Source organism: Halovivax gelatinilyticus (genome assembly GCF_024300625.1).
Classification (GTDB): Archaea; Halobacteriota; Halobacteria; order Halobacteriales; family Natrialbaceae; genus Halovivax; species Halovivax gelatinilyticus.
The window spans coordinates 1,498,314-1,524,427 of record NZ_CP101322.1 but is presented as its reverse complement, the minus strand read 5'-3'; the positions used below and the strand labels follow the sequence as shown (position 1 = coordinate 1,524,427).

The following is a 26,114-nucleotide window of genomic DNA, read 5'->3' as shown; positions in this document are numbered from 1 at the left end:
ATAACGTTCCGGCGCGCTCGCGCGAGCGTCGATGTCGGACCGGGATTCTCGTCGTGTTGACGGTAAATTTCCGAGGGAGGGACACAGTTATCACCGGGCCACGGCAACGAAATCCCATGATCTCGTTCGAAGCGGTGGCTACGTACGAACGCGAGCGGCCGCCTCATCCGCCCGCGACCGTGGAGGTGTGCCCGTGCGCGTCGTAGCGAAGTTCGGCGGTACGAGCCTCGGCACGGGCGACCGTATCGCACGCGCGGCCGACTCGATCGCGACGGCGGTCGCGGACGGACACGAAATCGCCGTCGTCGCCAGCGCGATGGGCTCTACCACCGACGACCTGCTCGAGGCGATCACGTTCGACGCGAGCGAACCGGACCGCGCCGAGATCGTCAGCATGGGCGAACGCACCTCGGTCCGCATGCTGAAAGCGGCGCTCGCAGCTCGCGACGTCGACGCGACGTTCCTCGAACCAGGGGACGACGAGTGGCCGGTCGTCACCGACGAGTACGGCGAAGTCGACGCGGAGGAGACCAGGCGCCGGGCGAGCGAACTCGTCTCCGTCTGCGACGAGACCGTCCCCGTCATCACCGGCTTTCTCGCCGAGGGCCCCGACGGAACCGTCTCGACGCTCGGCCGCGGCGGCTCCGACACGACGGCCGTCATGCTCGGTAACTACATGGACGCAGACGAAGTCGTGATCGTCACCGACGTCGAGGGCGTGATGACCGGCGACCCACACGTCGTCGAAGGGGCCAGAAACGTCGGAGAGATCTCCGTCGACGAGCTTCGAAACCTCTCGTTTCGCGGCGCGGAAGTGGTCGCGCCGTCGGCTCTCTCCTACAAGGGCGAGAATCTCGCCGTCCGCGTCGTTCACTACCAGCACGGCGACTTGCTCACCGGCGGAACGCACATCGAGGGCACGTTCGAAAACCTCGTCGACTTGCGCGAGCGTCCGCTCGCCTGTCTCACCGTCGCCGGTCGGTCGATCAGAAACGAACCGGGCGTCTTCCAGTCGCTCGCGGGCGCACTCGGCGAGGCCGACATCAACATCGACGTCGTCGCGAGCGGGCTCGACAGCGTCACCCTCTACGTCGACGCCGAACAGGCAGAGCGCGCCGAGAACATCCTCCACCGGCAGGTCATCGAACAGCCCGCCGTCGCGAGCGTGACCGTCGATAAACCGCTCGCCGTTATTCGGCTCACCGGCGGGGAATTGCCGACCCAGCCGGGCGTCATCCACGAGATCGTCGAACCGTTCGCCGCCGCCCGACTCCAGATTCACGATCTCGTCACGTCCGCGACGAGCGTCGCCATCGTCGTCGACTGGGACGACCGTGAACGAGGCCTGGAACTCGTCCAGGACCTGTTCTGACGCGATCCGTCGGATCTCTACTGACTGCACCACCGTCGAATCTATAGTGACAGCACCACCGTCGGATCCGTACTGACCCACCAGGATCGATCCGTTTTCGCGCATACGCGAGTGATACCTGCGATGCCTCTAGGCGGTAGTGTCGCGACGACACAACGTCTCGTTTCGTGACCGGAAGGATCCCGTTACCGTCTGCATTCGATGGTAGTCGGCGCGTAACGAAAGGCCACATCGTTGCCGACCGAGTATGAGCGAAGAGGTACCCGTCACCGAAATCTTCGAAGACGTCGAGCCCGACCCGGACGCCATCATCGCCTCTTACGGGGCAGAATCCGTCGAGGATCTCATCGACGGCCCCGGCGAGCACGATCCGGTCGCCTATCCTGAATTCGACGGCGACGTCGACGAGGCTGCCACTCGCCTGCGTGACCTGGCGGACGTCCAGCTCGAACCTGCGGGCGGTGAAACCGCGAACGAGGGCGAGGCTGGTGGCGAATCGACGACCGTCGACCGGAGCGGGCCGAGGTACTCTGCGGACTCCGTCGGCGGCGGCGCGACGGTCGACGTCCTCCCAGGGGACGGCGAGACCCTGGCGGAATTTCTCGGTATAACCGACCTCGACGACGCCGAGTCGACCGAGGAAAACGGGTTCGTGCTGGCCGGACCGAAACCGTCGGCCACTCGGGTCTCGAACGATTCGTTCGGACCCGCCGACGCTCCCGCGGTCTCGAACTGTCCCGGCGAATCACGGACTCGAGTTCGTCCGCGATCGAACGAGCGGCCGGACCCGTTCGCGGTCGACTCGGACGCGGCCACGAAGCGCGAGGCGGAACTCGCCTCGACGGTCTTCGAGTGGGTCTCCTGACCCGTCGCTCTCCCGCCGTCGCTTACTTGACGACGATACCGCGGATCGTTTCGGCTGGACCACCGGTGCGATCCGGTTCGCTCGTCCCGAATCGAGTCGACACCCGATCGCGTAGCGACGACTCGGGCGCTTCCGTCGCGCCGAACCCGACCCAGTCGGGAACCATCGACTCGATCTCTGCTTGCTTTTTCTCTTTCATCGTGGCGAATCGGCGCAACGCGAGACCGATCCCGATGAAGATCGCGGCGTCGATCAACTCACGACGGAACCGTTCGCGATCGTCGCGCAACGCGATCGCCTTCACCAGCGAGATGCCGCCGATGGCGAGGTAGATGAGACTCGTTCGCTTCGGATCACCTGTGAGCGCACGCTTTATCGGCATGGTGGACCGTCGTACCACGCCACCGGTGAAAGCCGTTCGGCCACGGCCACGACCGCGAGACCGTCTCTGATCGCAGACAATCAGATCTCGGTGGAGGCAAAGCGCGCTGGTTCTCGGATCGTCCAGACCCCGCTGCTCTCGGCTTCGCCGCTCGCCTATCCGCGTTTCTCGGCCCGTAGGGTCGAGAAACGCGTTACTTCCCCCGTTCGAGTCGACTCGCCGTCCGCTCTGGAAGCTCGGCCTCGTGAATCGCTTCCTGAACGGCCCGAACGTCGTACTCGACGCGGTGGAGATCGACGGTCAGCGCGTCGAGGTCGAGGATGGCGTAGCCCGCCCGCGGGTCGCCGTCCCGCGGCTGGCCGACGCTGCCCGGATTGACGACGATTCCCTCGGCGTATCGCTCTACGTGCTGGACGTGGGTGTGACCGAGGACGAGCACGTCCTCCTCGTCTAACAGTCGCGGCGAGAAGCGTTCGGGGTAGGTGTACCGGTCGGGGTCGTCCGGGTGGCCGTGGACGACGCGAACCCGGCCGTCGAACAGCCGTCGTCGTTCCGGGAGCGACGCCAGCCACGCCCGTTGTTCGTCGGTGAGTTCCGCGCTGGCGTACTCGACTCCGGCGTCGGCCATCTCGTTCCCTCGAAAGCCGCGTTCCTCGACGACGGCTCGATCGTGGTTTCCCATCACGGTCGGAACGTCCCCCTCACGCAGTCGATCGACGCACTCGCCCGGCCAGGGGTTGTACCCGACGACATCGCCGGCGCAGACCACCGCATTGACGGGCGGACAATCGTCGAACACGGCCTCCAGCGCGACCCGGTTGGCGTGGACGTCGGAGATGAGCGCGATCTGCATACGAATTGTGAGTGACGCCAGGCGCTTGGGTGTTGGTGTGATCGTCGCCTCGCGAGTCGGTCGCGCCGTCCGGCAGAATCGGCCCGCTGTCCCTTCTACCGTTCCGCCGTCCGTTCGAGTCGGCCTTACTCGTCGCCGTTTTCGATGGCCCACTCGAACCCGTCGCCCGCTCTGGTGACGCCGGCTGCGCAGACGGGGTGCTCGAAGTCGGCGTCGTAGGCCGCTGCGGCCGCGTCCGCGGCGTCCCCGGCGTCGAAGTCGAACGGTTCCGGCGAATCGCGCTCGTAGGTCGCGACGAGCGTCGGCTCCTCGACGGCGTCGATTAGGAGGGCGTCGCGCCGAACGGTGGCGATGGTGGCCGAGCCGTCCGCGTCGAGAACGCCGGCGATCCGGGGCGTATCGTAGTCGTCCTTCTCGAAGTCGAGCGCGAGCAGCGCCGTCGCGAGGGCGTCTCGGGCCGGGTAGCCGAGTCCGAGTTTCTCCGCGATCGGATCGACCTGCGAACCGTTGCCGATGACGGCGGCTTCGCCGCGGGGCGTCTCGACCGTCCGAAGGCAGTTGTACGCCACGTAGGGGTTGTCCGTCTCGGGGGCGTCGTCGGTCGGCCCGACGGTCAGCGTGGTCCCCTCGTCGGAACGGTCGACGATTCGGCGGTTCGGGAACGATCGCGAGGAGACGCGGTAGGCGGCCGTCTCGGGGCCGACGATGACGAAGCGTCCGATGTACATACCCGGGACTGCGCGCGTGCGGGCTAAGTTGGTGTCGGTTCGGGGTCGTGTTCAGACGGTCCGGATTGCATGACGGCCCATCGTGAAGCGATACAGTTTTGTGATTCAGCCCACTTCCTTCGAATAGAGTCCATTGGGGTAGTGGCCAATCCTGTTGCCTTCTGGGGGCAACGACCCTGGTTCGAATCCAGGATGGACTACTTTTCCGTTACATTCTTCGATTGGACCGACCAGTCGGAGTAGAATCTTCAGTCGAGACCGACGCCCTCGGCGAGCAACTCGTGAGATCGTTTGGCGTCCGCGAAGTCGGGAACGGAGTGCTGGATCATCACGTCGTCGACGCCGACGCGGTCTGCGAGCTGGGTGAGCAGCGAGTCGATCGTCTCGGGACTTCCGGAGATCGAGCGGGACCACTCGCCGTCGGGGAGCGGATCGGGCGTCGGTTCGGGAACGGCGCCGAGTTCGTCGATGGCCGTTTCGATCGAGGGGATGCCGTCGCCGATGCGTCCGCGGGCCATGCGCCGGTAGACGGCTTCGGTCGGGGCTCGGAGCCGAGCGGCTGCCTCGTCGGTCTCGTCGCAGACGACGTTGAGCGCGAGCATGCCCTCGGGTTCGGCCGGTCCGTCGCCGGTAGCCGAGGGTTCGAACGCGTCGCGGTAGGCTTCGAACGCGGGTTCGGCGAATCCCGGCCGGATGAAGCCGGCGAAGCAGTACCGCAGGCCGAGTTCGCCGGCGAGTTTCGCGCTGGACGGACTCGAACCGAGCAGCCACGGTTCCGGGCGGTCGCCGGCCGATCGGGGAAGCTGCAGGGAGCTGTAGGGATGGTCGGCCGGGAACTCGTCGCGGACGTGTGCGAGCGTTTCCTCGATCTTCTGGCGGTGTTCGGTGTCGGCCGCGTCGGGCGTCTTCGGGCCGGTGTCGTATCCCATCGCTCGATCAGCAGCGGGCGGACCGGTCGCCCTCCCCAACCCGAGGTCGATCCGCCCGGGAGCGAGCGCGTCGAGGACGCCGAACGCCTCGGCCACTTTGAACGGCTGGTAGTAGTTGAGCAGGACGGTCCCGGATCCGAGCCGGATCGTCGACGTCTCGGCGGCGAGGTGGCCAAGCAGCACCTCGGGCGTCGTGCCGGCGATAAACTCGCCCATCCCGTGGTGTTCGGCGACCCAGAACCGCTCGTATCCCAGCTCTTCTGCACGCTGGGCCAGTTCGACGGTCTGCTGGTACGCCTCCGTGGCACTCGCGCCGTCGGGGACGTGCGACAGGTCGACGATCGAGAGATCCATGCGCGGCCGTTCGTCCCCCTCCGAGAAACGCGTTGTCCATCCGGAACCTGCGTCGGTGTGCGGTCATCTCGACGGGCACGGTTGACCCGACGGTGGCAAACGTTCTGGAAGATTGGTGTGTTACAATACGCCACGTTAATGCCCATCGCGTTTGTTGTGACCGACCGGGATGGTCACACACCGGTACCGGGACGCCGTCGCGAGACTCCGCCGGGCGATTCGAAACGCCCTCAAAGAAGAGCACACGCCGAAGGAGGTCGCCGGGAGTTTCTCGATCGGGGCGTTCATCACCATGCTCCCGACGCTCGGAACCGGGCTCATCCTCTTCGTGGTGATCGCTGCCCTCTCAGAGCGGGTGAGCAAGATCGCCCTGTTTTCCTCGGTCATCGTCTTCAATCCGGTCGTCAAGTGGGGCGTGTACGCCGCCAGCTTCGCGCTGGGCGTCGCGATACTCGGTCCGGTCGACGACCTCTCGACCAGCGAAGTGTCGATGTCGGCCGGCTCGGACATCGTGGCGCGATTGCTCCTCGGGAACCTCATCCTCGCCGTCGCCGTGACGCCGATCAGCTACGTCGCCTCCTATCGCATCGCGCTCAGGCTGCCCGATACGCACGTCGGTGAGATGATCGAAGAGGCGGTCGACGAACTCGTCGACGAACGGCCGGCGCGGTGACGCTCCCGTCGAACGAACCGCCGCGACGGTCGACGAACTCACTCGTCCGTCGCCTCTCGAATCGCCGTCCACAGTCGTTCGGCGGTCAACGGCATGTCGACGTGCTCGATGCCGTACGGCGCGAGCGCGTCGCAGACTGCGTTGACGACGGCGGGCGGCGCGGCGATCGTCCCCGCCTCGCCGATCCCCTTTACGCCGAGCGGATTCAGCGGGCTAGGCGTCTCCGTGGCCCCGGTTTCTACATCTGGCAGCTGTGACGCCCGCGGAACGCCGTACTCGAACATCGTGTCGGTCAGGAGTCGTCCACCGTCCGGATCGTAGACGGTCTCTTCCGTACAGACCTGGCCGAGCCCCTGGGCGACCCCGCCGTGGATCTGTCCCTCCACGATCGTCGGATTGACGCGCGGCCCGCAGTCGTCGACGGCGACGTAGCGCTCGATCTCGAGGTCCCCTGTCGCGGGATCGACGGCGACGAAGGCGACGTGGGTACCGAACGTGTAGGCCGTCCCGTCGGGCTCGTAGAAGCACGTCGCTTCCAGGCCGGGGTCGAGCGGTTCCGGGAGGCCGCGGCCGTAGGCGGCGCTCGCCACCTCGGCGAACGAGACGGACTCGGCGCCGCCGTCAGCCGAGAGGCGTTCGTCCTCGCGCTCGCGTTCGACGGTGAACGAGCCATCCGCGTAGGCGACGTCGGCCAGGTCGGCATCGAGCCGGAACGCGGCGACCCGTCTGGCCTTCTCCAGAACGTCTTTCGCCCCTTCTCGGACCGCGTTGCCCGCCGCGATCGTGCTCCGGCTGCCGAACGTACCCGTTCCGGCCGGGATCGCGTCAGTGTCGCCCTCGACGACGTCGACGTCGTCGTAGGCCACTTCGAGCTCGTCGGCGACGATCTGCGCGTAGGTGGTCTCGTGGCCCTGGCCGTGTGAGTGCGAGCCCGCGAAGACGGTGACGGTGCCGTCGGGGTGGACCCGGACGAGGCCGCTTTCGTAGCCGCCGCCCGTCGACTCGACGTAATTTGCCAAGCCGACGCCTCGTAACCGGCCGGCATCGTCGCGCTCGCCCCCTCGCAGTTGGTGGTCTCCCTCGGCGTCGATGCCGGCCAGTTCCAGCGCTCGATCGATTGCGGCCTCGTACTCACCGCTGTCGTACTCGGCGCCGACGGCCGTCTCGTGCGGGAAATCGTCGGGCGAGAGCAGATTCCGCCGGCGGATCTCGACCGGATCGATGCCGAGTTCGCGAGCGGCGATATCGACCAGGCGCTCCGTGACGTAGATCGCTTCCGGCCGACCGGCGCCCCGGTAGGAGTGGATCGGGGCCGTGTTCGTCACGACCGCGCGGGTCTCACAGTGGATCGCCGGCACGTCGTACTGACTCGCGAGCAGCCGACCGTACCAGCTCGGCATGGCGGGTGCGCCGCCGAGGCCGTAGCCGCCCACGTTGGCGACCGTTTCGACGCGAATCCCCAGAATCCGTCCGTCCGAATCGAGCGCCATCGACGCGTCGGTCCGGTGATCTCGGCCGTGCGCGCCGGCGAGGTAGTTCTCTGATCGGGTCGCGGTCCACGCCACCGGCCGTTCGAGTCGCATCGACGCCCAGGCCGCCACGGCCTCGCCGGGATGGTGGTGTCCCTTGTGTCCGAACCCGCCGCCGACGGCGGGGGCGATCACCCGGATCTGGCGCTCGGGCAGGTCGAGCGTCTGTGCGAGTTTTCGTCGGTGGCCGTGGGGGGACTGGCTCGTCATCTCGACGGTCAGGCGCTCGTCGCCGGCGTTCCAGTCGGCCAGCGCGGCCCGCGGTTCCAGCGCGGAGGGGATGAGCCGGTTGTTCTCGAGCGAGAGGTCGACGACGTGTGGGGCCGCTTCGAACGTCTCGTCGGTTGCGTCTCGATCGCCGAGTTCGGAGGTGTTCACCACGTTCTCTGGGGCCGCTTCGTAGAGCGTCGGCGCGGCGTGGTTGGCGGCCTCGAGCGGATCGACCACCGCGTCTAGCGGGTCGGCGTCGACCTCGACGGCCTCGACGCCGTCCCGGGCGGCGTAGCGATCCGTCGCGACGACCGCCGCGATCGGCTCGCCGTGGTAGCGAACGCGGTCGCGCGCGAGCACCGGATGGCCCGGAATCTCGGCGTCGAGGCGATCAGAGGCGATCGGGATGACGCCGGGTGACTCCGAGTCGGCGATGTCCCCCCAGATGTAGACGGCGAGGACGCCGTCGAGTTCCAGGGCGGCGGATGCGTCCACCCCCTTCAGACGGGCGTGGGCGTGTTCGCTTCGAACGAACGCCAGGTGGGCCAGGTCCGGCTCCGAGCGGTCGTCCGTGAACGTCGCGGCGCCCGTCAGCAGCGCGCGGTCTTCTCGACGGGAGACGCCAGTGCCGACCAGAGGGTTCCCCTCGTCACCGTCGCGTTTACCGGCGGCCGAGCGCTCGTTCATTCGCCACCACCGCCGTCGATTCGCGCGACGGCACGCGTGAGCGCTCGTTCGACGTGGGGACCGAGGATTTCCGCGCGAAACGCCCCTGACGCGTGGTGATCGCCGTGGCGGTCGCCGTCCGGCAGATCGGCGCTCGCCTTCGACGCCGCCGCTTCGATGCGGGTTGCCACGTCACCCGCCATCTCATCGGAGGCGTCTCCCCCGTCACGCGACTCGACCGACAACCCGCCGATCTCGGCTTCGACGGACGCCAGTCTAACCGGTCGATCGGTCGCGCCGACCGCCCCGATGCGGACGTCGTCGATCGCCGCTCCGTCGATGTCGAGCGAGACGGCGACGCCGACCATCGCGAACCCCCGGGCCGGGTGCGTTCGCTTCTCGTACGCCCCGGCCTCGCAACTGGGGACGAACACGTCGGTTATCAGCTCGTCTGCCGCGAGGGCTGTCTCGCCGTTCCCGCGACAGAAATCGATCGCATTGACGCTCCGCTCCCCGTCAGGGCCCCGAATACGAATCGTCGCGTCCCCGGCGACGAGCGCCGCCGGGAGGTCTGCGCCCGGATCCGCCTCGGCGATGTTGCCGGCGATCGTCCCGCGGGTGCGGATCTGCACGTCGCCGACGGCGCGAGCGGCCTCGGCGAGCGCGGGTGCGTGATCGGCGACGAGGTCGGAGGCGGCCAGTTCGGCGTGGGTCGTGAGCGCGCCGACGGAGAGTCCCGGGGGACCCCCGTTCGCGGGGGCGTCCTCACGCGCAATACCGCGAAGTTCGTCGCAGTCGCCGATATCGACGAGGACGTCCGGCGAGAGCCCCTCGGTCTTCATGGCCGGAAGGAGCCCGTGGCCGCCGGCGAGCACTCGCACGTCGCGATCGGGTTCGGCCGACAGCGTCGACACTGCGTCATCGACAGTGGACGCCCGTCGGTACTCGAACGGGGCGGGATACATCGGTCAGTCACCCCCGCGGGCGTTTGTGCGAGTGTTCTCTGCCGGTGTGAAATCGGATTCCGTCTGATCATTCGAGCCGACCTGAACGCCCTCGGTTTCCTCGGCGACCGCCAGCACGCCGTCGACGATCTTCTGGTAGCCGGTGCACCGACAGATGTTCCCCTTCAGCGCGTGGCGAACCGACTCTCGAGACACCTCGGACTCCCGATCGAGCAGATCGACGATCGTCATCACCATGCCCGGCGTGCAGAAGCCACACTGGAGTCCGTGCGCTTCGTGAAGCGCCTCCTGGACGGGGTGGAGCGTTCCGTCGTCTGCAATCCTTTCGACGGTCGTCACCTCGCGACCGTCGGCCTGGACGGCCAGCGTCGTACAGGATTTGATCGGTTCCCCGTCGAGGTGAACCGTACAGGAGCCACACTTCCCGCGTTCGCAGCCGACCTTCGGGCCGGTGTAGCCGAGGTGGTCGCGAAGGGCGTGGACGAGGAGCGTTCGCCCCTCGACGGTGAGTGTTTCGTCGGTGCCGTTGACGGTGAGGGTGATGTCGTGTCCGGACATGGCGAGATCTCGTCTGCTCGCGGTGAGAGGGCGCGTCGTCTCGTTCGCCGCCGTTCGCGATGGAACCGGCGTCACCACGAGTGTCAGTTACTCGCGTGGTCGACCCGGGCGGTGTTAGTTCTGTGGGAACCGGATCCGAGACTGTCCGCTCGGAACCGAGCGACGGCGTCCGTGCACCCGTCGCTGTTGTGCCAATCTCCACCCGAAACGAAGGGGGTGCCGGTCGTGTGCAACCCGTCGTGAGGGGGTGATACGCCACCCCGAGGCGGTCCGATTCGGAATCCGGAGAACCTGCTGACGACCGGAACGGCTATTTGATTCGAGCACCAGACGCAGTATATGAACCGACGCCAGTATCTCGTGGCGAGCGGCGTCGCGGGGGCGAGTGCGATGTTCGCAGGGTGTCTGTCGGGCAACGACGAGTACGACGTGTACGAAACGAACGGCCAGGAGGTACCGTTGGCCCCCGCAGAGGACACGTACGAGTGGTACGAGGACGACGAGGCGATCTTCCTCGACGCGCGCAGTCCGATGGAGTACGTACAGGGCCACATCGCCGGCGCGCTGTTGAGCCCGGCGGGCGATTCGTCGTTCGACCACCCGACGGACGACATCTCGACGGACCAGCGTCTCGTCACCTATTGCGTCTGTCCGCACGACCTCGCCGGCACTCGGGCGGCAGAATTGATGAACGACGGCTTCGAGGACGTCTACGCCATCGACGAGGGCCTCCTGGAGTGGCGGGACAACGGCTATCCGATGGATAGCGGCGGCGAGGCCGCCCCGACGTTCGACTATCACGTCGCCGGACGCACCGATCAGTCGTTCGCCGGTGAGCAGGTTTGGCTCGAAGAACTGGAAACCGGCCAGCGCTACGTCGCCCACGTCGGCGACGACGGCCGGTTCGAAATGGAGTTTACCTTCTACGACGTCGACGCCGAGACGGCCGCCCGTCTCGACCTTCCCGATCGGTCCGTCGAGCGAACGCTCGGTGAGCTTTCCGACGGGGAACTTCGATTCTGAGGATCCGCCACCCCTCTCGACCGACGGCTTACTTTTCGACCGAAAGCAACGCCACCCGCTCGCAAATCAGCGTTTCGAGGTCGACGTCGGTCGCCGCTCGCTCCCGGTCGCGAACGTCGAAGTAGTCGGTCAGGATTGCCTCGTCCGGCTCGTCTATCACCGATCGCTCATCGACGTCGAGTTCGGCGCGCAACGTCTCGATCGCTCCGGTTTCGTCACCACCGGTGACGACTATCGCGGCCTCGTTCGCTCCCTCGCCGACCCCCATTTCGAGTGCGCGCTCGATCTGTCTGCGACCCGCGGCGTACAGCAGCAGTTCGACGGCCGGATCGCGTGCGATCGTATCGTCGTGTTCGATGGCGCGCTCGGCGCTCGCGACGGCGCGTGCGAGGTGGTTCCGGCCGGCGACGTACCGGGCGTCGAACGCCTGGATCGTCGAGCCGTGTTTCTCTCCGATCTCGCTGAGCCCAGCGAGAAACCCGTCCAGGTCGTCGATCGCGAGGTCGCCTTCGAGCAGTTCCATCAGAAGTCACCCAGGTTCGACTGGTTCTTCGCCGCGGATTCGTCGGCCGCGGGTTCGTCGCTCGTCCGACTCGAACCGGTCGCGCTGGCCCCGGATTGCTCGACCGGGATCGGGTCGACGCCGTCCATGGATGGATCGTCTCTGCCGGCGTTCTCGAGGACGTTCTCGGCCGTCTTCTTCCCGCGGAGCGCACCCAGGACGACGCCCTTGTCGACGGTACGCAGATCGGCCGGCGTCTCGATCCCGACGCCGTAGAGCTGGCGAGCGCGCTTTCGGCCCACGCCCCGGACGCCGACGAGTTCGAGCAGTTCCTCGCGAACGCCGTGTTCGACGCGGGCGCGCGCCTCGCGGACGGCCACGCTCCAGTCTGAGTCGATCTCGGCGGCGAGCGTCTCGGCGGCGCCGAGCAGCCACTCGGCCGTCTCGACTTTGCCGCGGAGGTCGCCCGGCCCGATCGAGTAGCGCTCGGTGAGGCGATCTTCGTCCATCTCGTCGGCCCAGTCTTTGAGGAGAGCACCGGTTTTCAGCGCGGCCAGCCAGTCTTCGAAGCGGGCGTCTTCGTACTCGCTGGGCCGGTCGCCGAGCAACTCGTCTTCGAGTTCGTAGTAGAGCTGGCCGTACTTCTCGTCCTCGCCGGATCGCAAGTAGAGTTCGTACATGTCCGGCGTTCGAGCGATCAGCTGGTAGAGTCCCATGGCGGTGGGGCGCGACTCGGCCGACTCCAGGCCGTGGACGATCTCGGCGGCGCTCATCGGATCTAAGTAGAGCCGCGAGACGGTGTGGCCCAGGTTCGTCGCGCGAAGTTCGACGTCCCGGTCGGCTTCGGCCGCGAGGTCGGCGGCGGAGGTGAACGGATCGTCGTCGGCAGATTCGGACCCGGACACAGCGTCTGGCCCGTCTCGTTCGATGAAGTCGTTTCGATCGAGATACTCGAGGACGGAATCGGTCACCGACTCGAGCCGGCCCCGTTCGTCGGTCTGGCTCGCGTAGAGCGTCTCGTTCATGAACGAGAGGAGACCGTCGCGGGTGCGAGCGAAGCCGGAGGCGATCGTCGCCAGCACGTGCGTCCGGAGGGCGGGTTCGGCGGCCAGCTTCGACCTGACGGCCTCCGGTTCGGCCCAGATGTAGCGGTCGAACAGCTCGTCCTGTTCGTCGTGGTCCTTCGCGAGAAGGACGGCTTCACCGTAGGGGTCGAGACCCGGCCGGCCCGCCCGGCCCATCATCTGGTGGACCTCGAGAACGTCGAGCGGCGCCATGCCGCCGGCGGTCGAGTCGAAGCGACGCCAGTCGCGGACGATCACCCGTCGTGCCGGCGTGTTCACCCCGGCTGCCAGGGTGGGCGTCGCACTGATGACTTTGAGGAGCCGATCTCGGAAGGCGTCCTCGACGAGGCTCCGGTGTTCGCTGGCCAATCCGGCGTGGTGGAAGGCAGCGCCCTTCTCGACGGCGGCGGCGAGGTCCGTGCTCGTTTCGCTGTCGCTGACGTCCCTGACCGCCTCAGCCAGTTCGCCGAGCGACTCCTGTTCGGCCTCGGTCAGCTCCGGAGCGACGACGTTCGCCAGCCTCCGAGCGGCCGCCTCGGCGTTTCGCCGGGAGTTGACGAAGACCAGTCCGGACGCTCCTTCGACGACGATATCCCTGACGAGGGCGTCCTCCTGACTCTCAGAGCCCTGGACGGGCACTTCGCGTTGCTCGCCGTCGTCGAAGCTGATCGCGTTTCCGTAGTGGACGCCCGTCTGCAATTCGATCGGCCGCCACTCGGACTCGACGAGTTCGGCGTCGAGCCAGTCTGCGATCTCGTCGGCGTTGCCGACCGTCGCCGAGAGCGCGACGACCTGGAGCGTCGGATTCAGCGCGCGGAGTTTCGCGAGCGTCACTTCGAGCGTCGGTCCCCGGTTGCGGTCGTCGATGAGGTGGACCTCGTCGCTCACGACACAGGTGAGCTCCGAGAGCCAGTCCGCGCCGTTTCGCACGAGCGAGTCGACTTTCTCGCTGGTGGCGACGATGATGTCGCGCGAGGCGAGCCAGTCGTCGGTGCTCTCGTAGTTTCCCGTCGTCACCCCGACGGTGACGCCGAACTCCTCGTAGGCTTCGAACTCGTCTTTCTTCTCGCTCGCGAGTGCCCGCAGCGGGACGATGTACAGCGCCTTCCCACCCCGTTCGATCGCAGAGAGCATCGAGAGCGCGGCGATCATCGTCTTGCCGCTGGCAGTTGGAACGGCCGCGACGAGGCTGTCGCCGTCGGTCGCGCCCGATTCGACCGCCTCCGCCTGTGGCGGGTAGAGCGCCTCGATCCCCTCTTCCCGGAAGTGCGAGACGGCGCCGGGCGGGAGCCCGGGGACCTTCTCGAGGTTCATTACCCGTGGTTGGGTCGTGCTCCGGTTTAAACTGTCGTCTGTGATGGGTGCCGTTCGGAACGCGACGTACCTGAATCGCGGCTGTACCGCTAGATTCGGTCCAACGCGAGCGACCTGGCGGTCGCCCATCGGCCCCGGACCGGTTCGATCGGTCGAGGCACGAGGTTCACGGCACGGATTTGGCCGATGTACCCGATCTGTAGCCGCCGGCTCGAACCGCACTGACTCGAACTGCGTTGTCTGGGACTAGCCGACCGGTCGTTCGATCGTCGCCTCCTCGCCACCCAGTTTTCCCTCGATCACGCCGGCGATGGCATCGACGACGGCATCGCTCCGTTCGAGGCGGACGGAAAGCGGTTGTTCTAGCTGGATCGTGTTGTCGAACGGCGACAGCCGGTTGAGGATGTTTTGTGGAGACACCCCCGCGTACGGACTGTCCGATTCGGCGAGTTCGACGTCGAGGTCGGGGGCCGCCTCAGCGATGGCGTCGCGAACGGCCAGTCTGACGTCGTCGTCACAGCGACCGCCGACGAGGATTCGATCGTCGGTCGAGTAACCGTGAAAGGCGACGCCCCACTCGTACTGCGTGTCGTAGATCGATTCGAGAGTGGGAAACGATCGCTCGTGAATCGCCGTCGAGGTGACGTGGTAGCGATCGAACGCGACGCCGGGTTCGTCGAATCCGACGCAGATCCAGCCCAGCCCGTCGAGCGCATCGGCGAGTCGCTCGGCCTGCCGATCGGTTCCCCGTTCGATATGTCCGCCGTGGGGTGCGAGGACGACGAGATCCGGCTGACTCTGGGTCCCAACGAGGTACTCCGCGTACTCGTCCTGTGCCCGGGCTTCGTCCCGGGTCTCGATCGACGCGTCCACCGCGAGGTGGCCGATCGAGGCCCGATCGCCATCGTCGGCGACGAGCACGTCGAGCCCTTCCGGATCGATCGCCAGCTCGCCCGGCTCGCCGTCGTGTCCACCCGATACCGTAAAAATCGCGTCGACCGCCCCGCCGGAACTAGCGGGCGCGATCCTGATCTGCTGGCCGACGACGAGGTCGTGGTGGTCGAGAAAGTCGTTCGCAAGCAGGCAGTGACAGTCTGCACCGATCGAACCGACCGCCTCGAGGGGCGTCTCGGTCAGGGTGACGACGCCGTCTTTCCACTCCGGCGAATCGTCGTCTTCGTCCCCGTCGTCATCCTCTTCGTCTCCACCATTTCCGCCGCTATCGTCTTCTCCGCTATCGTCGTCAGCATCCTCTCCGTCTCCACCACCGTCGTCAGCATCCCCGTTATCGTCATCACCTCCGTCACCAGTTTCGTCCTCACCACCGTCGTCGAACGCGGAGTCTGTCTCCGGTTTCGAATCGTCGGTCTCGCTTTCATCCGGTGTCCCACCGACGGTGGAATCGACCGCCTCGGCGGACGGAGTGCCATCCGGGTCACGACCGCCTACGTACGACGCGCCTGCGCCGATCCGCGCGGGTCCCTCTCGTGAATTCTCTATGGCGGCGGGGCGGTGAAGTCTGTCACCGCGCATCGTAAACAGGAGTGAGAGACTCGTGACGCTGGCGCCCAGTCGGAGAACGTCCCGCCGTCCGGGGAGGGGTGACAGTCGCGCTGAGAGTTCCGATGACGAGTCGCGAGGAGCCATTACCAGGTAGATATTTGAGCACCAAGACTTATTTATTTCCATATTTGTGGGTCCCGGTGCATATCCAATCTTGTGAACCGAGTCGGCGACTCCGGTGATAGTCTCGGTGTCGTCGGTCTGATGGGATGACCGACAGATCGATGGGGTTCGTTCGCATACGTACTCGGGTGAGCGACCCTGATCGTGTACTCGTCGTCACTCTCGGGGAGCCCGACGATCGGCGGGCGCTCCGGCACGCGCTCGAAACGTATCCCGAGGCGGTGGTGACGCTCCTGGCGATCGTCGTGCCGGCCGATCTGTGGATGAGCGAGGGTCGAATCCTGGAGCGGCGCGACGAGCGACTCTCGATGGCGAGCGATCGAGCCGCGTCGCTGCGCGAGACGGTGTGTGAGGAGAGCGATCGGGATCCATCGACGGTAGGGACCCTGACGAGGGAGGGGTCGCCGGCCGAGGTCGTTTCCGATGCGGTCGACGAACTCGACTGTGATTTGGTGGTCGTTCCCGGTCACGATGCGAGCGCGATCGAGCGGTGGCTACTCGGTGACGGGATTCCGCGAACGATCGAGAAGCAGACGTCGGTTCCCGTCACGGTCCTGGAGTGAGCCGCGAGGGGCTGCGGTCAGGCCAGCGACCCACCGAAACCGATTTCGAACAGCCGATAGAGGCCGAATCCGACGGCGATCGAGCTGAGAAGCGTCAGCAACCAGAACGTGATCGTGACGGCGACCTTGCGCCGCGAGACGCCGGCCGATCCGGCCGCCAGCCCGCCGCCGATTACGCCGGAGAGGATGATATTGTTGAGCGAGATGGGGATCCCGAGCGCGATCGCCAGCTGGGCGATGACGAATCCCGGAACGAGCGCTGCGATCGATCGCCGAACCCCCAGCTGGGCGTATTCTCTGGAGGTCGCCTGCAACAGCCGAGGGGCGGCCATCCAGGCGCCGGCCAGGATACCGGTGGCACCGATGGCGAGTAAGGTAATTCCGGGAAGCCCGAGTTCGATCCGAAAGAGGTGCTCTAGGGGCCCGGTTGCGAGTCCGACCTGCGAACCACCCGAGGAGAACGCGACGATCCCGCCCAGAACGAGCAGGAACGATCGGATACCCTCGTCTACGGAGCCCAACACCTTCTGACGAACCCGGTAGGCGGCTAACACCCCGACCGCGACAGTCACCAGCACGACGCCGATGTCGACGTCGGCAACGAGGGTTGGACCGCCGCCGAGCTGGCGTGAAACGAACCGAGCGATCGTCCCCTGGTCGGCTACCGGGTCGGGAATGACGCCGAGTCTGACGTTCGCGACGATCGCACCGACCACCCCGGCCAGCAGCGGAACGCCGACCGATTCGGGGATGTCGTCCCGACGAAGGGTGACCGCCGTCGCGTACGCCAGACCGCCGGACATGAACGGAACGAGCAGCCAGAACGTCCCGAGTCGTCGATACGTATCGACCGCTGGATCGCCGCCGAGCGCGAGTCCGGCCCCGACCATCGCCCCGGTCGTCGCGAAGGCCGCCGGGATCGGATACCTGGTGTAGATCCCGATCGCCATGAACCCGGCTGCGGTCAGCAGGCCTGCCGTGGCGGCGAGCGGAGAGATGGTGACGCCGTCGATCAGGTCGCTTCCGACGGTTTCGGAGATACTGCCACCCTGCATGATCGCCCCCGCGGCGGCGAGGATGCCGATGACGAACGCCGCACGCATCGTCGAGATCGCGTTGGCGCCGATCGCTGGCGCGAACGGCGGCGAGTTACTGTTCGCCCCGAGGACCCACGCCATGAACAGACAGGTGAGAACGGCGACAGCGACGAGGACGACGAACGACGGTGCGACCATTTCCGTTCGTCGTCGTATGTCGACCGACCGGATAAGCGTTGGTTCGGTCCGGTTACGAGGGAGTACCGGTTACAACGGTTGACGGCCGGACGGACACCGACGTCGTCCCGGAACGGGCAACGTTGTCACGATCAGGCCGAAAGCTGGTCGATCGCATCGGCGACCCCGTCCGCGACGACGTGCCAGTCGTTCACTCGGACGGATCTGGGTTGTTCGAGCTGGATGGTGCGGCCGATCTGGCCGATCCGATTGAGGACGTTAGCCGGCGACGAGCCGTCGTACGCGGTCGTCGATTCCGAGACGAGTTCGACGGGCGTGTTCGGCAGGCGATCTGAGAGTTCGTCGGCGACCGTCTGGCGGTCGGCTTCGCTCGCGGTCCTGCCGACGAGGACCGCGTCGTCTCCGTAGCCGTGAAATGCCACCGTCCAGTCGTAGGTCTCCCCGGCGAGATCGGAGAGTACGGGAAACGACTCGATGTCGACCGAGGGAACGTGCCAGCGATTGTACGTTCCAGCGCCGTCGTAGAACCCGGCCGCGACCCAGCCAAGCCCGTCTACGATCTCGGTGAGACGTTCGGTCTGAAAATCGGTCGACAACTCGATGTGGCCGCCGTGGGGCGCCAGCGAAAGGACGGACGTGGCCGCAGCATCGCCGACGAGGTACTCCGCGTACTCCGAGTTGAGGCGGGCCTCGCGACGCGTATCGTAGCCCTGATGAACCGGGCTCGCCCCGATCGTCACGTCGTCGCCGTCGGCGAGATCCATCCGCTCTAGTCCGCAGCTGGTGAGCCCGACCGCGTCTTCGTCGAGCACGTCGGCGACGGTGAACGCCGCCGACTCGTAGCCGTCCGGACCGCCGCCGATGAGCCGAATCTGCTGGCCGATCCGGAGAGCCGTCGTCTCCACCAGCGAACACGGCAGTGCACAGTATCGTGCGTCCGATACCACCGTGTTCCACTCGTCGTCCGTCTGGAGGATGGGCCGGTCCCACACGGGCATCTCAGCGGGACACTCGTCCGTTTGCGGATCCGTAGTCGCCTGCTCCGATTCGCTACTCGCAGCCAGTGATGCACTCGGTATTCCGATTCCGAGGAGGGTACCACCGGTGGCGAGCACTGTTCGGCGGCCAACGCGGGTCGTCGAGGGGGTCTGTGGATCTGTACTGTTGGAAGACATGTCCAGTCAAAACCAGTGGCCATAGCTAAATATAACTGCCGTCGACGTCGAAATTCGAAACGCCGGCCGAGCCGTGTCGTCAAGGCTAAACGGACACGGAATGAGTGGAGGATATGCGAATCGAGTTCGACGAGGACACCTGTATCGGGATGTTCCAGTGCGTCGCCGAGTGGAGCGAATTCGAGAAGGATACCGATCGCGGAAAGGCTATTCTTCGTGACTCAGAGGAGACCGATGACGGCGTGTTCGTCCGCGACGTCCCCGCGGACGACGAACTCGACGCGAAGTTCGCCGCCAGAACCTGCCCGGTCGACGCCATCACGATATACGACGACGACGGCGAGCAGTTGATTCCGTAGCCAGCATTACCTGAGTTGATCCCGTAGCCAGCACCACCTGGCCAGGACCACAGAGTGTAGCCCGGGTCGCGCGATCGGTCGACCAGTCTCCTCCCACTGATGATGGTGAAATTAATACTACTATTTTTCTAGAATAATTACTTGGTCGGGGAATTGAAAAAACCGCCTGTCACATGCATCCCACTGATACAGCGGACGACGGGTTCGACCGACGAGAACGACCGTGCCCGGTGAGCAGGCGATCCTTCCTCGCCACCGCCGGAGCGGGCGTCGCCGGCCTTGCGGCCGGAACGGCGAGCGCCGATTCGACCGTCGAGAACGCCAACAGGGCCGCGATGACCGACGAGTACGAGTTCGTATTCGATCGGACCCAGAGCGGCGACCGCATACCGACGCTCATCAACGTCTTCGACGGTCGCGTGCTCTCTGCGCTCGAATCGTACGGGACCGACGTCCGGCTCACCGAGGAGCCGTGGCCGGCGATGTACGCCCGGCTGACGCCGAGCGAGGCCGCGGACGTCTCCGAGTACTTTCTGGTGACCCGAATGCGGTTCGCGCCCGGTGCGAACCCGTTCTGGAAGCACTTCGAGTATCCAGACCGCGTCTTCCCCGCTCCGGAAGCGGCCCTCGATTACGTCGCGTACGAGGAGGCCGTCGACGGGCTCACGCACCTCGCCGAGGCCCACCCCGACCGGGCTCGGGTGAAGACGTTCGGCAACTCGGCCGGCCTCGAGAACCGACGCGAGGGCGAACCCGTCCAGTACGACATGGTGATCGCCGAACTCACGAACGGAATCGACGACGTCGAGGACAAGGAGGTCGTCGCCTACTCGCTCGCGATCCACGGCGACGAGCGAAGCGGCCTCGAGGCTGGCGTGCGGCTGTTCGAGGCCGTCCTTCGCGGCGAGGAGCCCGAACTCGACTCCTGGCTCGACGACGTCGCGCTCGTCTTCGTCCTGTCGAACCCCGACGGCTGGGTGTCGCGCCACCCCGAGACGGTCTCCTCGGCCCACTCGGGCCGCGACACGTTCACGCGCGCGAACGGCTCCGCCCTCGACCTGAACCGTCAGTTCCCGACCGCGGGCGTGATCAACCCGAACGCGTACCCCGCCGACCCGTACGGCGAGAACCTGGAAAACGACGACCCGGACGGAATCGACGACGACGTCGCCGACGTCTACGTCGAGAACGTCCCGGACGCTTTATGGCTCGTCCACGAACTCAGACGCTACGACGACGTCGCGTACGCGGCCGACTTTCACGGCATGTACGGCGCGAGTGCGCTCGTCTACAACATGCACGGGAACAGTGAGTACAGCGTCCGCGAGCAGGCCGCAATCGACGCGTTGAACGAGCGGACCGAAGACGCCTACGACGCCGACATTCGCCCGCTGCTGAACGAGTACAGCCAGGAACTGAACGAGGCCGCCCAGAACCGTGGCGTCTGGGGCGGCGCGCCGTCGGAGCCGTACGCGTTCGGCACCGTCTCCGACACGATCGATTACAACGTCTCGGGAAGCATGGGCGGCTGGCTGGGCAAGGCGGTCGACGTCGGCGGCTTCGGCGCGACGGCCGTCACCTACGAGATGGCGATCGACAACTCGCAGACGGCCCAGCCGATTCCGTACTATCCGATCCTCGTGACGGTCCAGTTGGAGGCGTATCAGATCTGTATGCGAGAACTCGCCCGACTGGCCGCCGAACCGGTCGACGGCTCGATCGAAACCGGCGGCCGCTCGCTCGCGTACGTCGACACGCCGACGCTGACGCGCCGTTCAGATGACCTGACGCTCGACTCGCGAACGGCGATCGACCGGGACCGACTCGCGGTCGCCACCGAGAGGAACGGCGGTCGCTCGATTTCGATCGGGCGAGACGCGCACACGCTCTCGGTGTCCGTCGAGCAACTAGAGACCGGCGTCGAGTCCGCGGCGCTCGTCTCGCCGAGCGGAGAGACGGTCAGAACCGACGACGTCCACGGCTCGGGCTGCTGTGGCGGTGCGGAGTGGATCGTGACCGATCCCGAGCCGGGGCGGTGGGAGCTTCGCGTCGACGGCGACGGCGCAGCCGACGTCACTCTGGCGATCGTTTCGACCACCGGGCGACCGGATCCCGGCGCACTGAATTACCAGCAACGCGAGTACGAAGTCACCCCGCTCGCCTACTTCGAGGACTACGGCGACGCGATGGCGGACGGGACGGCGAGCGGGTTGACCGTAGCCGAGATCGAAGGCGGCGCGCTGCTCTCGGGCGGTCAACCGGCCTACGACGACCTGGTGATCTCCCACGACGACGGAACCGCCAGCGGCGCGTACGTCTCCGCGATCGAAGAGTACGTCGACGCCGGTGGCAACCTCGTGTTGACCGACGCGGGCGTTTCCCTGCTCGCGTCGCTCGACGTGGGTGGCGCGAATTCGATCGGTTCGTCCGACGTCACCTCGCGAACCGTTCAGTTCGCCAGTCTCGGCTCGACGACCGGCCACCCGCTTGTCGACGACGTTCGCTCGCTCGAAGCGGAACTCTGGACCGGACCGACGCTGGGGTACGCGATCAGCAACGAAGCGCCGATAACCGTCGTCGACGAGTCCGCCTTCGCCAACGCCGGCGGCGACGTGGCCGCGACCGCCGGCGGCGACGTCATCGTCGGCGAACTCGGATCGATCACCGTTATCGGGGGCCTGCTGCCGCCTGCCACCCAGTCGAACTTACACCCCTTCGGGCTCGAAGACTACGCCCTGACGCCGATGGGCATGCGGATTCTCCGGGCCGCGCTCGGCCACGAACAGCGGATCTGAGCCGGAATCGGTCGGGTCCTGAACGCATCGACTCGAGCGCCTCAGAACGCCGACTCCACCAGCGCTCGTTCGGCCGTCCGAAGCAATCGCGAGGCGGCGCTCTCTGAACATTCCAGTCGATCGGCAACTGCGGCGAGGTTGCTCTCTCGCGGAACCTCGTAATATCCCAGCTCGCGCGCGATCGACAGCGCCTCGAACTGTCGATTGGTGAGCCGTCCGGTCAGCGTCTCCGTTCGTCGTCGGTGGTCGCTTACGCGCTCGACCGTAACGCCGACGGCGTCGGGAACCGCGTCCAGAACGTTAGCCAGCGCATCGCCCTCGCCGAGCACGGTGAACCTGACGACGTCACGACCGGTGTAGACGACCGGCGGCACGAGTACGAGTCCGGGCCGATCGAACGGTTCGAAGAGCATCGAATCGGCCGCTCGGAGCCCGAGTTCGGCGTAGAGGTAGAACGTGTCGTCGTCGATCGGCGTGAGGTCGTACCGGTACACGTCGGGCGATTCGGCGCGCTCCAGGTCGGCGGCTAGTTCCCGAACCACGTCTATCTCGCCGGCGACGATCGACAGGAATCGAATCTGATCGCGGCGTTCGTCGACGCCCCACGAGAGCACCTCCTCCCGATAGACGGACCCCAGTTCGACCAGGTCCGGGACCGGCAATTGCATCTCGGGTGGGAGTCGAAGCGTGAGATCGGCCGATTGCACACGGAACGATTCGCAGGGGACTAATAAAAACCTTCAGCACTTGCACAATAGAACGGTACTCGTCCCGACCGAACGTCCGTCCATGAGCCAGCCACCTCGATCCGCCACTGGGTCGGAAGAACCGGCTGCCGACGAGCCGCTCGACGAGGAAGCGTCCACCAACGAACCTCGGCACCCGCCCGGACCCCGAGGGATACCCGTATTCGGGAGCACCCTCTCCGTGGTTCGCGATCCCCTCTCGTTCGCGGAATCGGCGAGGGCGTACGGCGACGTGGTCGGGTATCGCGCGTTCGGCCGCGAGTTCGTCGCGGTGTTCGATCCGGAACTGGTCGAGTCGGTGCTCGTCTCGCGCAGCGACGAGTTCGGCAAAGGTGGATTCGAAGCGGACTTCGGCGAGGCGGTCGCACCCGATGGCGTGGCGTTCACCAGCGGCGACCAGTGGGCTCGCCAGCGTCGCTTTTTCCAGGGGTCGTTCACCCCCGCGCGGATCGACGCCTACACCAACGAGATGGTTTCGGAGACGCTCGCGACGGTCGAATCGTGGGGGGACGGCGATGTGATCGACCTCCGCGAGGCGACCTCGACGCTGACGCTCGACGTACTCACACAGACGCTGTTCGACCTGGAATTCGACGGAGAACGTGCCGAAACCGTCAGTCGCGCGGCACGAACGATGAACGACTTCGTCGAGGCCGACGTCCTGGCACTCAGATCGCTGCTCCCGTCTGCCATCCGGACGCCGACGGAACGGCGATTCGATCGGGCGATGGACGCCCTCACCGACCTCGTCGACGAACTGGTCGCCGAACGACGACGCGACGCTGGGTCGGGGACGACCGACCGCGACGATCTCCTGTCGATTCTCGCGACCGCCGAGTATCCGGACGGATCGCGAATGACCGCGGACGAGATTCGCGATCAGCTCGTCACGTTCCTGTTCGCCGGTCGCGAGACGACCGCGCTCGCGCTCACGTACGCGCTGTGGCTGGTCGCCGACGATTCGGCGGTGCGAACCCGGCTGGACGACGAACTCGACGCCGTCTGCGGGTCGCGAGACCCGCGCGCAGCCGACCGATCCGCCCTCGTCGTCACCGAGGCGGTCGCTCGCGAGGCGATGCGGCTCTACCCGCCCGTCGCCGACCTCTACCGCGAGCCGTACGAACCGACCACGCTCGGCGGCTACCGCGTCACCCCGGAGACGACGCTGCAGCTGTTCGTCTACGGCATTCACCGCGACGAGCGGTGGTGGGACGACCCCGACGCCTTCAGACCGGATCGGTGGCTCGACGCCGACGGCCAACTGGCGACGAGCGCGGACGACCGGCCGGAGTACGCCTACTTCCCGTTCGGCGGCGGACCGCGTCACTGTCTCGGGATGCGTTTCGCGATGGCCGAACTCGTCCTCGTCCTGGCGACGATCCTCCGCCGCGTCGAGTTCGAACGGGTGACGGAATCGATCGATCCCACGTTCCGCGTGACCCTCGATCCCGGCGAGGTCCGGATGCGGGTACGAAAACGGTAGTGAAATCCGACGCGTCGATTGCCGATACCCGTCAATCCGAGAGCGTCACGGTGGCCGACCACTCGGCGTCGACGGTCGACGCGTCGTCGGTCCGGACGATGCAGGCGCCGGTCAGTCCGATTCGATCTCGATCAGATCCGTTCCAGCGAGACCGAAATGCACCGCCCTCGCCGAACCGTGACTGATCGCCGACGTACTCGACCGTTTCCTGAGATAGGTCGAGTTCTATCAGGGGAATCTCCCCCCACGGCGTCAGGTGCCGATAGATCGTGTCGCCTTTGAATCCAACGAGGGTTCGGTCGACAGCCTCCGATTCCTGTTCCACTTCGAGGGCCTTCGGGGAGAGGTCGTCCATCGCCTCTTTCTGACCGAGATCGATTCCGTGTTCGAGCGCGGTGACGGTCGCGTCGTTCGTCGTCTGAACGCCAGTCCAGAACCAGAGGACGGCGATGTCGTTCCCAAGCAATTCCTCGCCCGGCAGCGTGTACTGGATCACGACGTGATCGAGCTGCATGGAGTGGCCGGACGGTGTTTCTCGCCCCACCCATCCGCTGATCGGCTCCATTTCGTGGCTCGGGTCCGTTCCAGTCGTTCCCCAGAGTCCGTACTGATCGTACTCGGTGACGAGGTCCTCGACCCGCGCTTCGACGCTATCATACGTTTTCCGCGACCCGTCCGCGAATTGATGCGCCGTTTCGTACGTTGAATTCCCGAGTCCAAAGCCGAGGAGTCTCTCGCTGCATCCGCCGAGAACGGCCGTTGCCCCGACAATGGAACAGGAAGCGGTACGTCGGAGGACCTCGCGCCGCAGGATAAACCTCTTCATTGACACTACCGGCCGATACGTCGGTTCGTGCCACCTTCTACATTCCGAAATAAACGAACAAAATTAACGAAGGAAACGAGTCACTACAACGGGTCCGTATTCGATACTGCGATTAGTCGCAGCGTGACAGCGGACCGAACTCTGCATTGGTCGATTCCGTACGTCGAATCAGTATTCCGATCGACTCCGAACCGCTCGCCTACGCGATCTTCTCGTACTGCTCTTCTAACTTCTCCGCCGCTTCGCCGAGCTGCTCGCGTTCCGCCTCTGAGAGGTCCCACTCGACGATTTCCTCGACGCCGTCTTTGCCGAGCTTACACGGCACGCCGAAGGCGGTGTCCTCGTGGCCGAACTCGCCCTCGAGTGTCACGCTGCAGGGCAGCACTTCGCCCGTGTCGCGGAGGATGGCCTCGACGGTGTGGGCGACGCCCGTCGCCGGGCCCCACTGGGTCGCGCCCTTCTTCTCGATGACGTTCATCGCGCTCTCCTGGAGCTCGCCGAGGAGTTCGTCTCGCTCGTCGTCGCCGAAGTCGCGGTCCTCGCCGTCGACGCGGACCTTCGAGAAGACGGGCACCTGGGCGTCGCCGTGCTCGCCGAGGATGGTGGCGTCGACGTTCTGGACGGGCGCGTCGTAGCGCTGGGAGATGACGTACCGAAACCGGGCGGAGTCGAGCCGGCCGCCGAAGCCGATCACCTGGTCGCGCGAGCGGTCGCCCGCCTCGTAGAGGTGGCGGTTGAGCAGGTCGACCGGGTTCGACGTCGTCACGGAGACGTAGTCGTCGTTGTACTCGTCGAGCGAAGACTGGATATCCTCCATGATGGGCGCGTTGTCACCGGCGAGGTCGATTCGCGTCTGACCCGGCGAGCGCGGGATTCCCGCGGTGATGACGACGACGTCCGAGCCCTCGGTGTCCTCGTAGCCGCCCTGGCGGACGACCGTGTTCGAGTCGTAGGCGGCGCCGTGGTTGGTGTCGGCGGCCTGCCCGATGGTGACGTCCTCCTGGTCCGGAATGTCCACGAAGACGAGTTCGTCCGCGACGTCACGAAGCGCGATGTTGTAGCCTGCGGCGGCGCCGACCGTCCCGGCGGCCCCGACCACGCTGACTTTCGACATAACGCGTGAACCTCCGCCCGCCCAGTCGTTAAATCCGTCGGATCCGCCCCGTTCGGCCGATCGTGACGATAGTTTGTACGTCGATCGTCGAACCTCCGGGGCCGATCCGGTCGTCGTTGTAGTCACACAGCCGGGGTCCGCCCCG

Annotated in this window: 23 protein-coding genes and 1 tRNA gene; 9 read left to right on the top strand and 15 right to left on the bottom strand. The window is 66.1% G+C overall.

The window, feature by feature from the left end; genetic code table 11:
• The first annotated feature begins 193 nt into the window (after positions 1–193).
• The gene (locus NKH31_RS07470; RefSeq protein ID WP_254864508.1) at positions 194–1,372 is read left to right on the top strand and encodes an aspartate kinase; all 1,179 of its coding nucleotides are present in this window, start codon (positions 194–196) and stop codon (positions 1,370–1,372) included.
• 247 nt (positions 1,373–1,619) lie between these two features.
• Positions 1,620–2,237, top strand: a complete 618-nt coding sequence (locus tag NKH31_RS07465; RefSeq protein WP_254864507.1) for a hypothetical protein — start codon at positions 1,620–1,622, stop codon at positions 2,235–2,237.
• Between the two features lie 22 nt (positions 2,238–2,259).
• Here the strand turns inward: NKH31_RS07465 and NKH31_RS07460 are convergent, their stop codons facing one another.
• The 3 genes from NKH31_RS07460 to NKH31_RS07450 all read right to left on the bottom strand — a co-directional run bounded on the left by NKH31_RS07460 (position 2,260) and on the right by NKH31_RS07450 (position 4,200).
• Complete coding sequence (locus NKH31_RS07460) at positions 2,260–2,619, bottom strand: hypothetical protein (protein WP_254864506.1); 360 nt, start codon at positions 2,617–2,619, stop codon at positions 2,260–2,262.
• Between the two features lie 193 nt (positions 2,620–2,812).
• Entirely contained in the window at positions 2,813–3,472 is a 660-nt protein-coding gene (locus NKH31_RS07455) for a metallophosphoesterase family protein (RefSeq protein ID WP_254864505.1), read from the bottom strand.
• A 125-nt stretch (positions 3,473–3,597) separates the two neighbouring features.
• Positions 3,598–4,200, bottom strand: coding sequence for an IMP cyclohydrolase (locus NKH31_RS07450; protein WP_254864504.1), 603 nt, complete (start codon positions 4,198–4,200; stop codon positions 3,598–3,600).
• 127 nt (positions 4,201–4,327) lie between these two features.
• Between NKH31_RS07450 and NKH31_RS07445 the strand changes: the two genes are divergently transcribed.
• Positions 4,328–4,400, top strand: a tRNA-Gln gene (locus tag NKH31_RS07445).
• Between the two features lie 48 nt (positions 4,401–4,448).
• Here the strand turns inward: NKH31_RS07445 and NKH31_RS07440 are convergent.
• Positions 4,449–5,483: an LLM class flavin-dependent oxidoreductase gene (locus NKH31_RS07440; RefSeq protein WP_254864503.1), complete on the bottom strand. Its 1,035-nt coding sequence runs from the start codon at positions 5,481–5,483 to the stop codon at positions 4,449–4,451.
• 169 nt (positions 5,484–5,652) lie between these two features.
• Here NKH31_RS07440 and NKH31_RS07435 point away from each other — a divergent pair, with 169 nt between their 5' ends.
• Positions 5,653–6,156 (top strand): DUF2062 domain-containing protein, encoded by a 504-nt coding sequence (locus tag NKH31_RS07435; protein WP_254864502.1) that lies wholly within the window; start codon positions 5,653–5,655, stop codon positions 6,154–6,156.
• Positions 6,157–6,194: 38 nt separating this feature from the next.
• Here the strand turns inward: NKH31_RS07435 and NKH31_RS07430 are convergent, their stop codons facing one another.
• The 3 genes from NKH31_RS07430 to NKH31_RS07420 are packed head-to-tail and all read right to left on the bottom strand — an operon-like array spanning position 6,195 to position 10,084.
• Complete coding sequence (locus tag NKH31_RS07430; protein WP_254864501.1) at positions 6,195–8,582, bottom strand: xanthine dehydrogenase family protein molybdopterin-binding subunit; 2,388 nt, start codon at positions 8,580–8,582, stop codon at positions 6,195–6,197.
• The gene (locus tag NKH31_RS07425; protein WP_254864500.1) at positions 8,579–9,526 is read right to left on the bottom strand and encodes an FAD binding domain-containing protein; all 948 of its coding nucleotides are present in this window, start codon (positions 9,524–9,526) and stop codon (positions 8,579–8,581) included. Before NKH31_RS07425 ends, NKH31_RS07430 begins: the two co-directional genes overlap by 4 nt.
• A 3-nt stretch (positions 9,527–9,529) precedes the next feature.
• Positions 9,530–10,084, bottom strand: a complete 555-nt coding sequence (locus NKH31_RS07420) for a (2Fe-2S)-binding protein (RefSeq protein WP_254864499.1) — start codon at positions 10,082–10,084, stop codon at positions 9,530–9,532.
• A 339-nt stretch (positions 10,085–10,423) separates the two neighbouring features.
• Between NKH31_RS07420 and NKH31_RS07415 the strand changes: the two genes are divergently transcribed.
• Positions 10,424–11,107 carry a rhodanese-like domain-containing protein gene (locus NKH31_RS07415; RefSeq protein WP_254864498.1) on the top strand — a complete coding sequence of 228 codons (684 nt, stop codon included), beginning with the start codon at positions 10,424–10,426 and terminating at the stop codon, positions 11,105–11,107.
• Positions 11,108–11,135: 28 nt separating this feature from the next.
• Here the strand turns inward: NKH31_RS07415 and cgi121 are convergent, their stop codons facing one another.
• The 3 genes from cgi121 to NKH31_RS07400 form a co-directional block, all read right to left on the bottom strand.
• On the bottom strand, positions 11,136–11,630 hold the full coding sequence (cgi121, locus tag NKH31_RS07410) for a KEOPS complex subunit Cgi121 (RefSeq protein WP_254864497.1): 495 nt from the start codon (positions 11,628–11,630) through the stop codon (positions 11,136–11,138).
• Positions 11,630–13,987, bottom strand: a complete 2,358-nt coding sequence (locus NKH31_RS07405; RefSeq protein WP_254864496.1) for an ATP-dependent DNA helicase — start codon at positions 13,985–13,987, stop codon at positions 11,630–11,632. The genes cgi121 and NKH31_RS07405 overlap by 1 nt, the downstream gene beginning before the upstream one ends.
• Positions 13,988–14,233: 246 nt before the next feature.
• Positions 14,234–15,634, bottom strand: a complete 1,401-nt coding sequence (locus tag NKH31_RS07400; RefSeq protein WP_254864495.1) for a poly-gamma-glutamate hydrolase family protein — start codon at positions 15,632–15,634, stop codon at positions 14,234–14,236.
• 167 nt (positions 15,635–15,801) lie between these two features.
• On the opposite strand from NKH31_RS07400, the gene NKH31_RS07395 reads away from it, so the two are divergent.
• A complete protein-coding gene (locus NKH31_RS07395) occupies positions 15,802–16,236 on the top strand; it encodes a universal stress protein (RefSeq protein WP_254864494.1) in 435 nt (144 codons plus the stop codon).
• 17 nt (positions 16,237–16,253) lie between these two features.
• Here NKH31_RS07395 and NKH31_RS07390 read toward each other — a convergent pair whose 3' ends face one another.
• A complete protein-coding gene (locus NKH31_RS07390) occupies positions 16,254–17,471 on the bottom strand; it encodes an inorganic phosphate transporter (RefSeq protein ID WP_254864493.1) in 1,218 nt (405 codons plus the stop codon).
• Positions 17,472–17,602: 131 nt separating this feature from the next.
• Complete coding sequence (locus NKH31_RS07385; protein ID WP_254864492.1) at positions 17,603–18,469, bottom strand: poly-gamma-glutamate hydrolase family protein; 867 nt, start codon at positions 18,467–18,469, stop codon at positions 17,603–17,605.
• A 290-nt stretch (positions 18,470–18,759) separates the two neighbouring features.
• Between NKH31_RS07385 and NKH31_RS07380 the strand changes: the two genes are divergently transcribed.
• Entirely contained in the window at positions 18,760–19,005 is a 246-nt protein-coding gene (locus NKH31_RS07380) for a ferredoxin (RefSeq protein ID WP_254864491.1), read from the top strand.
• A gap of 230 nt (positions 19,006–19,235) precedes the next feature.
• Positions 19,236–21,800, top strand: a complete 2,565-nt coding sequence (locus NKH31_RS07375; protein WP_254864490.1) for a M14 family zinc carboxypeptidase — start codon at positions 19,236–19,238, stop codon at positions 21,798–21,800.
• 41 nt (positions 21,801–21,841) lie between these two features.
• Here the strand turns inward: NKH31_RS07375 and NKH31_RS07370 are convergent, their stop codons facing one another.
• The gene (locus NKH31_RS07370; RefSeq protein WP_254864489.1) at positions 21,842–22,507 is read right to left on the bottom strand and encodes a helix-turn-helix domain-containing protein; all 666 of its coding nucleotides are present in this window, start codon (positions 22,505–22,507) and stop codon (positions 21,842–21,844) included.
• Between the two features lie 82 nt (positions 22,508–22,589).
• Between NKH31_RS07370 and NKH31_RS07365 the strand changes: the two genes are divergently transcribed.
• Entirely contained in the window at positions 22,590–24,029 is a 1,440-nt protein-coding gene (locus NKH31_RS07365; protein WP_254864488.1) for a cytochrome P450, read from the top strand.
• Positions 24,030–24,060: 31 nt separating this feature from the next.
• Here the strand turns inward: NKH31_RS07365 and NKH31_RS07360 are convergent, their stop codons facing one another.
• Positions 24,061–24,855, bottom strand: coding sequence for a hypothetical protein (locus NKH31_RS07360; protein WP_254864487.1), 795 nt, complete (start codon positions 24,853–24,855; stop codon positions 24,061–24,063).
• A 199-nt stretch (positions 24,856–25,054) separates the two neighbouring features.
• On the bottom strand, positions 25,055–25,969 hold the full coding sequence (gene mdh, locus NKH31_RS07355; protein WP_254864486.1) for a malate dehydrogenase: 915 nt from the start codon (positions 25,967–25,969) through the stop codon (positions 25,055–25,057).
• Positions 25,970–26,114 lie beyond the last annotated feature (145 nt).